Annotated in this window: 7 protein-coding genes; 4 read left to right on the plus strand and 3 right to left on the minus strand. The window is 64.6% G+C overall.

Annotation, left to right across the window (positions count from 1 at the left end):
• Nucleotides 1-538: 538 nt before the first annotated feature.
• Together D3273_RS26150 and D3273_RS26155 are read left to right on the plus strand one after the other, a co-directional pair.
• Nucleotides 539-2,077 carry a bifunctional diguanylate cyclase/phosphodiesterase gene (locus tag D3273_RS26150; protein ID WP_129229895.1) on the plus strand — a complete coding sequence of 513 codons (1,539 nt, stop codon included), beginning with the start codon at nt 539-541 and terminating at the stop codon, nt 2,075-2,077.
• A 104-nt stretch (nt 2,078-2,181) separates the two neighbouring features.
• Complete coding sequence (locus D3273_RS26155; RefSeq protein WP_129229896.1) at nt 2,182-3,204, plus strand: ABC transporter substrate-binding protein; 1,023 nt, start codon at nt 2,182-2,184, stop codon at nt 3,202-3,204.
• Nucleotides 3,205-3,538: 334 nt separating this feature from the next.
• Here D3273_RS26155 and D3273_RS26160 read toward each other — a convergent pair whose 3' ends face one another.
• Complete coding sequence (locus D3273_RS26160) at nt 3,539-3,808, minus strand: hypothetical protein (RefSeq protein ID WP_129229897.1); 270 nt, start codon at nt 3,806-3,808, stop codon at nt 3,539-3,541.
• Here D3273_RS26160 and D3273_RS26165 point away from each other — a divergent pair.
• Complete coding sequence (locus D3273_RS26165) at nt 3,807-6,026, plus strand: putative bifunctional diguanylate cyclase/phosphodiesterase (RefSeq protein WP_207210911.1); 2,220 nt, start codon at nt 3,807-3,809, stop codon at nt 6,024-6,026. The two genes, D3273_RS26160 and D3273_RS26165, sit on opposite strands and share 2 nt — an antisense overlap.
• Before the next feature lie 24 nt (nt 6,027-6,050).
• Here D3273_RS26165 and D3273_RS26170 read toward each other — a convergent pair whose 3' ends face one another.
• The gene (locus D3273_RS26170; protein ID WP_129229898.1) at nt 6,051-7,946 is read right to left on the minus strand and encodes a potassium transporter Kup; all 1,896 of its coding nucleotides are present in this window, start codon (nt 7,944-7,946) and stop codon (nt 6,051-6,053) included.
• 169 nt (nt 7,947-8,115) lie between these two features.
• On the opposite strand from D3273_RS26170, the gene D3273_RS26175 reads away from it, so the two are divergent.
• On the plus strand, nt 8,116-9,204 hold the full coding sequence (locus D3273_RS26175) for a YihY/virulence factor BrkB family protein (RefSeq protein WP_129229899.1): 1,089 nt from the start codon (nt 8,116-8,118) through the stop codon (nt 9,202-9,204).
• 90 nt (nt 9,205-9,294) lie between these two features.
• Here the strand turns inward: D3273_RS26175 and D3273_RS26180 are convergent, their stop codons facing one another.
• Entirely contained in the window at nt 9,295-9,525 is a 231-nt protein-coding gene (locus tag D3273_RS26180) for a hypothetical protein (RefSeq protein ID WP_129229900.1), read from the minus strand.
• Between the last annotated feature and the right edge of the window lie 120 nt (nt 9,526-9,645).

Raw genomic sequence — 9,645 nt, forward strand, 5'->3', positions numbered from 1 at the left:
TGCCATCCGCCTCACGCTGCGAGGCCAGCCAATCGCCGTGCCGGCCTGAACGGCAGCACGACCTCGTGAGCAATTACCAAATCGGTGGCTGGATGGAACGCGAATTTTAGGTCAGATAAGCGGACAGGTTTCGGAGTTTCGAATCGCGGAGAGCTATCGCGTTCTCGCTATCGAGCCCAATTACGAGAGCGAGGCCAACGCTCTCGCCAACCACCATCGAGACACGATCACCTTTCTTCTCGACCAGTATAAGTCGGTCATCGGCCCCGAGCTGCCGAAGGCCGAGTTCGAAGTTTTTTTCGCAGCATGGAGCCAGTACCTCAGCGGCCACGATCGCTGGGTCGCGAGCGATGCCGATGCGGCCCAGGACTCTCCGGCGCTGGCCGGAAGCGAGCTCAACAACGAGTTCCTGGAAGCCGACAAGGACGTCAAGCTCCTTATCGCGGCGAACCAGGCTGCGGCAGGCGCCAAAGCGCGGCAGGCCGAACTCAATGCCCAGCGGGCGATCGTTCTGGTCATCCTCGCCGCGTTGGCAGGCGTGACCGTCGCCCTGGCACTGGTCAGGCAGGTCTTCTCTCAGATCCGCGATCCCCTCCGGTCAATCACGGCCGCCCTGTCGAAGCTTGCCTCGGGTTCACTCGCCATCGAAGTTCCCCAGCTCGACCGTCGGGACGAAATCGGCGAGATGGCCTCCGCTTTCGAAGTGTTCAGGAACAACGCCATGGCTCTGGCCGAAGCACGCAAGCTGGCCGATGGCTTGGCGTCCTACGACGCCCTGACCGGCTTGGCGAACCGGCGCCTGTTGGCTTCAATCATCGGCGACAGTGTGAACCGAGCCATTTCGGAGACGAGCGCATTCGCCGTCATGCTTCTCGACCTGGACCGGTTCAAGGCCATCAACGATCTAAAGGGACATGCTGCCGGCGATGCGGCGCTCTGCGAAGTTGCGGCGCGAGTGCGGGCGGTCATCGGCGACCGGGGTACGGTGGCGAGGCTCGGCGGAGACGAGTTCGCCGTCTTGATCTTCGATGTTTCCGCTGAAGCCGAGCGTTGTCAGCCGCTTTCGAGCTTGGCGGCCGCGATCATTGCCACCGTTCGTGAACCGATCGACGTATTGGGAGGACAGGTCCATGTCGGCGTGAGCATCGGCATCGCGCTGTTTCCCAGCGATGGTCAAGATGCCGAAGGGCTGCTTCGAGCCGCCGACCTCGCGATGTACCGGGCCAAGAAGGAGGGGGCGGGGCTGGTCCACTTCTTCGAACCGGCCATGATCCAGGATATGGAAGCTCAGTCGGCGCTGGAATCCGATGTGCGGCATGCCTTGCGGAGCGGCCAGATCCGCCCCTCCTTTCAGCCGATCGTCGATCTAGTGGATGGTCGCATCGCCGGTTTCGAGATCCTGGCGCGCTGGCAGCATCCGGTGCGCGGCTTCGTGCCTCCCGACGTGTTCGTGCCTTTGCTGGACGGCTTGGGCCTGTCCGAAGCGCTCACGGCGGCGATGCTGCGACAGGCTTGCCGTCACGCCCGCGCATGGGGCAGACACGCACGACTCGCGATCAATGTGTCTCCTGCGGAGTTCCAGAACGCCGGCCTGCCATCGCTCATCCTAGACATCCTTGCCGACGAGGGTATCGATCCATCCGATCTGGCTGTCGAGGTCACTGAAACCGCGGTGCTACAGGATATCAATGCCGCCAGGCGAACCGTGAGTGCCTTGCGTGACAGCGGGATTGAGATCGTGCTCGACGATTTCGGCACCGGCTATGCCAGTCTGCATTACTTAAAGGAACTCAGGTTTGACAAGCTAAAGATTGATCGCTCGTTCATCCAATCGTTGCAAAAAAATCCCATGAGCCTGAAGATCGTGGAGTCGGTTCTGCATCTTGCCCGAGGCACAGGGATCGCGACCGTGGCCGAAGGCATAGAGGACGACCAAACGCTTGCGGATCTCGTGCGGCTGGGCTGTGATTTCGGTCAGGGCTTCCATTTCAGCAAGGCGGTCGAGGCGGAGTTGGCGAAAGCCATGCTCATCGAGGGGTCGACGGCTATCTCCGGTGTAGCGGTAAAAGCCGCCTGACGCCGTCTTCCATCCCGGCGCAAGCGGGACATGATTGGTGTAAGCTGGTTATCATCGGCTGTTCCTAGATCAGGCCGGCGATACAATCCTAAACGGGCGTGCCCATGTCCTTCCTTCGAAGCAAATCGAGACGCCGTGCTTGGATAGGCCTTCTTCTATGGCCTGCGATCTTTTCGGTCGCGGTGCTCCCTCAACCGGCGCGTGCCGTCGAACCGCTTCGCATCGGCTACAGCGACTGGCCGGGCTGGGTCGCGTGGCAGATCGCCATCGATAAAGGCTGGATCAAGGACGCCGGGCTCGACGTCAGGTTCGAGTGGTCGGAATATTCCGGCTCGATGGACGCCTTTGCGGCCGGCAAACTCGATGCCGACATGGTGACCAACGGCGACGCACTCGTGATGGGAGCCAACGGCGCCCCGAACGTGATGATACTCCTCACGGACTATTCCAACGGCAACGACGCGATCCTCGCACGACCCGAAATAAGGTCGGTCGCCGACCTCAAGGGGGAGAAGGTCGGCGTCGAGATCGGGCTGGTCGAACATCTCCTGCTCGAGGACGCCTTGAGGAAGGCGAAAATCGACCAGGCAGAGGTGAAGCTGGTCGACGCCAAGACCAATACGATGCCCTCCCTGCTGTCGTCCGGGAGCGTCAAAGCCGTCGGGGCCTGGCAGCCCGTGGTCGGGCAGGTCATGAGCGAAAATCCGGGTTCGCATCCAATCTACACGTCCGCCCAGCAACCGGGCCTCATCTACGATGCGATCGCCGTTGCGCCACAGAGCTTGGCGGCGCGGAGGGCGGACTGGACCAAGTTGGTCGCTCTCTGGGGGCGGGTGGTGGCCTACATCGACGGTCCCTCGACGCAAGCCGACGCAATCAGGATTATGTCGGCCCGCACAGGGGTGACGCCCGCGGCCTACACCCAGTTTCTCGGCGGGACGCGATTTCTATCCTTGGCCGAGTGCCGGAAGACGATGGTGAACAGGCCCGGCTTTGGCTCCATCTACGGATCGACGCAGAACGCGAACTCCTTCAACATCAAGAATGGAGTTTATAAGAACTCGCAGGATGTGGAGCGCTACATTGACACCAGCGTCGTCTCTTCCCTCTTTGCAAAGCCACAATAACACTCAGCCGCATACGTTTCCTGGTCTGCCCGATACAGTCCGGCGATGTCGAAATCGCAAACGGTTTTTCGAAGAGCGATCGAGGGATGTGAAAAAGAGCACCATGTCAGCAGCGGTTGCCGCATGCGGACTAGGGCGCTTCTGAGGGTGGAACGTCGCGGGGTTCGGCTCGGCGACGCGGCATGAAGCACCCCGCCGATCACGTCACGAGAGGCGGCTAGAGTCACAAGCAATATCGGATTTTAAGGCTCAACGGCGCGCGCTCTTCCACGCAGGGCGCCTGCACGCTTGGAGCGTCGACGTGGGGCGACATGCCTCGCGAAAATAACGGTCGTCACGACAAAGCCGGATGCGACCGGGCAAGAGCGAAGGTCCGTTCGGGAACTTTCCGCTCGGAGAGCGGCTGTTCCGCTTTCCACCCTGCCTCGACGTTCGTCCGTTGCCGGCCGGAGTCGAACCATTCCGGGCGTAGCGGGTATTTATGCCCTCCTTCGAAGCGGACATTCAGTTGCCCTTCAGCAGCTCGATTGACGGTCCGATCATCTCCCCGGCCCGGCACACATCCGCCTTGCAGGTCATGAAAACGCAAGACGTGCAGGGACATGCTGCACTCGACGAATCCGGAGTGTCTATTGCGCCTCGCCCCCATCCTCGCCGACGAAGACCAGCGCCTGGCGTCCCTGGCGGAGTACGGTGTCGCGCCGGACGACTGCCAAGAAGAGGTGGGTCTCATCCTCGATGTAGCGCAGCGGCTCTTCGACGTGAACACGGTTCTGGTCAGCTTCGTCGAGCGTGACCGGGTCATTTTCCCCGCTCGGCTCGGGCTCGACGTTTGCGTCATCGACCGAGGGCCGGCCTTCTGCTCGCACACCCTCGGTCACGTCGGTCCACTCGTCGTTTTAGACACAGGCCTCGACCCTCGGTTCCATGATAACCCGTTCGTGATCGACGGGCCACGCGTTCGCTTCTATGCTGGCGCGCCCCTCGTCTCGCCGTCAGGACATACCCTCGGTACGCTCTGCCTGCTGGACGCGAGCCCGCGCAACGCGTTCTCCCATTCGGAACGGGACAATCTGGTCGCCCTGGCGGCGCTGGTGCTCGACAAGCTGGAGTCCCGGCGACTGATGCGGGCCGGGCAGGTCAGCCAGAATCGCTTCGAGCAGATCGCTGCCACGTCGCCGGACGGCATCCTGTGCGCCGACCACGACGGCCTGATCACGTTCTGGAACACGGCAGCCGAGCGGCTCTTCGGGTTCTCGGCCGCGGAGGCGCTCGGGCGCTCCATCGACCTCATCATACCCGACCGCATGAAGGGTGGGCACGGTGGCGGCCTAAGTCGCGTCGCGCAGGGCGGTGCTCCCCGGCTGGTCGGGCGTTCGGTGGAGCTTCCCGCCCAGCGCAAGGACGGGACGGAGTTCCCCATCGAGCTGTCGCTGTCGATGTGGTGGGATCAGGAGCGTGCCAATTTCGGTTCCATCGTGCGCGACATCACAGAGCGCCGCAGGGACGAGGACCGCCTGCATCGGCTCGCCCACTTCGACCCCCTGACCGAACTACCAAACCGCGTCGTCCTCCGGCGACGCATCGAGGACATCACCAAGGGCGCGCTCCCGGCCGCGGTGCTGATCGTCGACCTCGACGGGTTCAAGCACGTCAACGACTACTTCGGCCACTCGGCTGGAGACCTGCTGCTTCGCGACGTCGCGTCACGTCTTCTCGCCTGCGTCCGCCCGCGCGACACCGTCGCCCGTCTCGGCGGAGACGAGTTCGCCGTGTTGCTCGCCGAGTCGGGGGACGAGCGCGAGGCGACCGAGGTCGCCGACCGCATCGTCTCCGCCATGACCAAGCCGTTCCAGGTGGACGAGCAACCCGTCAACATCGGGACCAGCGTCGGCATCGCGCTCTACCCGTCGCACGGCGAGACGGTCGACGACCTGATGTCCCATGCCGACCTCGCCCTCTACGACGCCAAGGCAGGCGGGAGGGACCGTCACTGCCTTTTCGACGTCGGTCTGAAAGCTGCCGTGGTGCTCCGCCGGACGCTCGAAGTGGACCTGCGCCACGCCGTCGAAGCCGACGAGTTTGAACTCTTCTACCAGCCCCAGGTCCGCGCCGGTGACGGCGCGCTGACTGGTGCCGAGGCACTTCTACGCTGGCGTCACCCAGAACGCGGCCTGCAGCCCCCTTCGGCCTTCCTACCGGCGTTGGAGGGCAGCTCGCTCGCCGCACGGGTCGGGGGCTGGGTACTGCGGACAGCCTGCCTTCAGGCCGCTCGATGGCGCCGCGAAGGCGCCCCGAACTTGGTCATGGGCGTGAACCTGTTCGGAGTCCAATGCCGGGGCGGCGACCTCGCGACTGCCGTGCGTCTCGCCCTTCGCACGGCCGAGTTGCCGGCCTCGGCCCTGGAGCTGGAGATCACCGAGAACATCGTGCTGCAGAACGACGGCGCCGCGCTTCGCACCTTGCGGGAGCTGAAGCAGGACGGAGTCGGCATCGCCTTCGATGACTACGGCACCGGATTCGCATCACTGAGCCTCCTGAAAACCTATCCCGTGACGCGGCTGAAGATCGACCAAAGCTTCGTGCGCAGGATGGCCGACTCGCCCCAGGACGTCGCTATCGTGCGAGCCGTGACGATGCTCGGTCGCGCCTTCGGCCTGTCGATCATCGCCGAGGGCGTGGAGACGCAGGCCCAGCGTGACCTGCTGGTCGCCGAAGGCTGCGACGAGATCCAGGGCTACCTTTTCGGGCGTCCCATGCCCGCGCCGGACTTTGCCTCGACATTCGGGCTGACAGGCGCGAGAGGCACCATCGCTGCCTGACGCCGGCTTTCGCCTTGGTAGACGTCAAAGCTCGATCCTCGTGCCCATCTCGACCACGCGCGGCGCCGGGATGAAGAAGTAGTCCGAGGCCGTCGCCGAGTTGTGCGTCAGGAAGCCGAACAGGGCCTCCTGCCACGGCGAAAGGTCGGGTCGCATCGACGGGACCGGCGATTCACGGCCAATGAAGAACGAGGCCTCGTCCGGGTCGAAGCCGACCTCGACTCGGTGGGACCGCAAGGCTGACATGACGTCCGGCTTCTCGGCAAAGCCGAAGGTCAAGGTCACAATTGAGAAACCGGCTGACCTTTCCTCCATGGCGACACGCGTGTCTTCCGACACCCTGGGCACGCGCTCCGTCATGACGATGAGCAGGACGACCTGCCGGTGAACGACGCCGTTGTGCCGGACGTTGAGCGCGAGCGCGGCGGGCACGATCTCGGACTGCTTGGTCAGGTAGACGGCCGTCCCGCGCATCCTCAGTGGCGCGTCCGGTTGCCCCAAGCTGGCGATGAAAGCGGGAAGCCGGGCGGCGTCCTTGTCGCGCTGGGCCAGGACAGCCTGCCGCCCCTTCCGCCACACCAGCATCACCGTGAGCGTCACTGTCCCGACCAGGATGGGAAACCAGCCACCGGCCGGGATCTTATGCACGTTGGCCGACACGAAAGTCACGTCGAGCAGCAGGATCGCGCCCGCGACCGGGTAGACGAGGTAGGCAGACCAACGCCACAACCCGATGGCCACTGTTGTCACCAGAAGCGTCGTGGCCAGCATGTCTCCCGCAACCGCGATGCCGTAAGCGTTGGCGAGGGCGTCGGAGGACCGGAAGCCGAAGACGAGGCCCAGGACCACGATGGCGAGCAGCCAATTGATCTGTGGCACGTAGACCTGACCGGCGGACTCGTCCGAGGTCTGCCGGACTTCGAGGCGCGGCACGGCGCCGAGCTGGATGGCCTGCTGCACGAGGGCGAAGGCGCCCGACAGCACGGCCTGACTGGCGATGATGGTGGCGGCCGTGGTGAGCAGGAGCGCCGGGATCAGGAGCCACCCGGGGAACAGCAGGAAGAAGGGATTCGCGGCCGCGGCCGGGTCAGCCAGCACCGACGCGCCCTGGCCGAGGTAGTTCAACACCAGGGCGGGCATGACCAGGGCGAACCAGTCGAGGCGGATGGGGGACCTTCCGAAATGTCCCATGTCGGCGTAGAGGGCTTCGCCGCCGGTGAGAGCCAGGAACACGGACCCGAGAACCAGGAACGACGTGCCACCGCCCGCATGGCCGACGTACGCTGCGGCATAACGGGGATCGAGGGCCCACAGCACCGTGGGATTGCGCGCCAAGTGGAACAGCCCCGACAGAGCGAGCACGGCGAACCATGCCGCCATCACCGGCCCGAACAGAAACCCGACCGCGGCGCTGCCCTTCTTCTGGATCGCGAACAGCGCCACCAGGATCACCGCCGCGGCAGGGACGACGTAGGGCGTGACGGCGGGAACCGCGATCTCCAGCCCTTCCACCGCGCTCAGCACCGAGATGGCCGGCGTGATCATGGCATCGCCGAAGAAGAGCGACGCCCCTGCGAGGCCGACGACGAGAAGGACGGCCTGTAGCCGACCCGCCACCGGCATGGCCAGCGCCAGAAGCGACATGGTCCCGCCCTCGCCCCCGTTGTCGGCCCGCATGACGAAGATGACGTACTTGACGGCGACGATGAGGAAGATGGCCCAGAACATCATCGACAGGACGCCGAGCACGGTCGCCTCGGTCGAGGCGTCGCCGGCGGCCTTCAGCGACTCGCGAACGGCGTAGATGGGGCTGGTCCCGATATCGCCGAAGACGACGCCCAGAGCCCCGAGGAGCAAGGCCGCCCGGGCGGGATGCTTCGCGACCGCTGGAGTCGACACCGCCGCAACCGAGCCGCCCATGAATATGCCCTCTACCCGCGAGATGTCGGCACCGGCAGAAGACCCGCAGCCGTCGGCTTGACTGGGTCACCTTTGAACGTTTCGGTCAATAACGGCTCGTAGGCGACCGCCCTTTCGCATCCGCTGTTCCCGCGCTTCGCCCCTGCAAGGCGACTGGCCCGTCGACAGGATGCTGACCTGTGGCTACCTCTGCCCGCCGTTCCCCTTTGCGAGTGTTCCGACCGTGACCGACGAAGAGCCTGCAGAGGACTGGCGCGCCCACGTCGGCGAGGAGCCTGAGACCGCAGGGCTGTCGACCGACCGGGCCCGCGCCCACGAGCCAGGACGAGGGCGGCAGGCCGACACGCCAGCGGAGATCCCCGTCCAAGGTTGGCGGGATATCCTCACGCGCATGTTCTGGGCGACCTCGGCCAACCGCGTCCTGTCGACGGCGGGTAGTGTCGCCTTCTTCACGCTGCTCGCCGTGTTTCCGGCCATCGCGGCCATCGTGTCGCTTTACGGCCTGTTCGCGGACGCGAGCACGATCAGCGGCCACCTCATCCTGCTGTCCGGCATCCTACCGAACGGGGTGCTCAACCTCATCGGCGACCAGATCAAGCTGGTCGCGCAGAAGGGCAACGACACCCTGGGCGGGGCGTTCGCGATCTCGCTCGTTCTCGCCCTCTACAGCGCGAACTCGGGCATCGTGGCGCTCTTCGACGCCCTGAACGTCGTCTACAACGAGCGGGAGGCCCGGAGCCCGGTGCGCCTCTACGCGACCACGTTCGCTTTCACGCTCGCCGGCGTGGCCTTCACCGTGCTGGCGTTGACGGGCGTGGTCGCGTTGCCCGTCATCCTGCGGGTCATCGGCATGCCGGCGCTGACGGAATGGCTGATCACGGCCGCCAGATGGCCGGTACTTTTGTTCGGCATCACGGGAAGCCTCGCCGTCATCTATCGCTACGGGCCGTCGCGGAACGGCGCGCGCTGGCGTTGGGTGACCTGGGGCAGTGCGGTCGCTGCCCTGCTCTGGGTTGCAGCGTCCATGCTGTTCTCTTGGTACGTTGCCACCTTCGACAGCTACAACCGCATCTACGGTTCGCTCGGCGCGGGTGTCGGCTTCATGGTCTGGCTGTGGATCTCGGCGGTGATCGTCCTGCTCGGAGGCGAACTCAACGCCGAGATGGAGCATCAAACGGCCCGGGACACGACGGAGGGTGTCGGGAAACCCCTGGGTTCCAGGGGCGCTGTCATGGCTGACCATGTCGGCAAGTCTTAGGGTTGACGCCGTCTTCGAGGTCTGTGAGGCGGAAGCTCAGCGATGTCCGTGCCCGTCACTCGGTCGCGTGACCTCCACGTCCGGAGAGGTTCATCCCTCCATCGGTTCCGTCTCGCCGAACTCCTTGCAAAGCGCCCTGGCGAACTCCATCGCCTCGGTCCTGTTGCCGTCGTCGTTGCCACGGTTCGCGTGATTGACGCTGATCGTCAGGCCGGACGCCTCGCCATTGCGAGACACGTGGAAGTCGCTGACGACGAACTCGGAGTCGGGGACATGTCGGCCTATCGAGAGCCAGATGACCTTGATGGGGTTCGTGTCCATTCATTTATCCTTGTCGGTTCGAAGGCTTTACCTTCGACGTAGCGTAATTGCTCACCTCCCCTGGGCTGGTGTGGTGTCGCGGGCGTCGGGAAGCGGTTGGATTTTTGGGTCGACGACGGC

It is taken from the genome of Lichenibacterium minor, from assembly GCF_004137685.1.
Classification (GTDB): Bacteria; Pseudomonadota; Alphaproteobacteria; order Rhizobiales; family Beijerinckiaceae; genus Lichenihabitans; species Lichenihabitans minor.

Bases quoted from the DNA above. Each gene is read 5' to 3' on its own strand.
- D3273_RS26155 (WP_129229896.1), top strand. From the start codon at position 2,182: ATGTCCTTCCTTCGAAGCAAATCGAGACGCCGTGCTTGGATAGGCCTT.
- D3273_RS26165 (WP_207210911.1), top strand. From the start codon at position 3,807: ATGCTGCACTCGACGAATCCGGAGTGTCTATTGCGCCTCGCCCCCATC.
- D3273_RS26160 (WP_129229897.1), bottom strand. From the start codon at position 3,808: ATGTCCCTGCACGTCTTGCGTTTTCATGACCTGCAAGGCGGATGTGTG.
- D3273_RS26170 (WP_129229898.1), bottom strand. From the start codon at position 7,946: ATGGGCGGCTCGGTTGCGGCGGTGTCGACTCCAGCGGTCGCGAAGCAT.
- D3273_RS26175 (WP_129229899.1), top strand. From the start codon at position 8,116: ATGCTGACCTGTGGCTACCTCTGCCCGCCGTTCCCCTTTGCGAGTGTT.
- D3273_RS26180 (WP_129229900.1), bottom strand. From the start codon at position 9,525: ATGGACACGAACCCCATCAAGGTCATCTGGCTCTCGATAGGCCGACAT.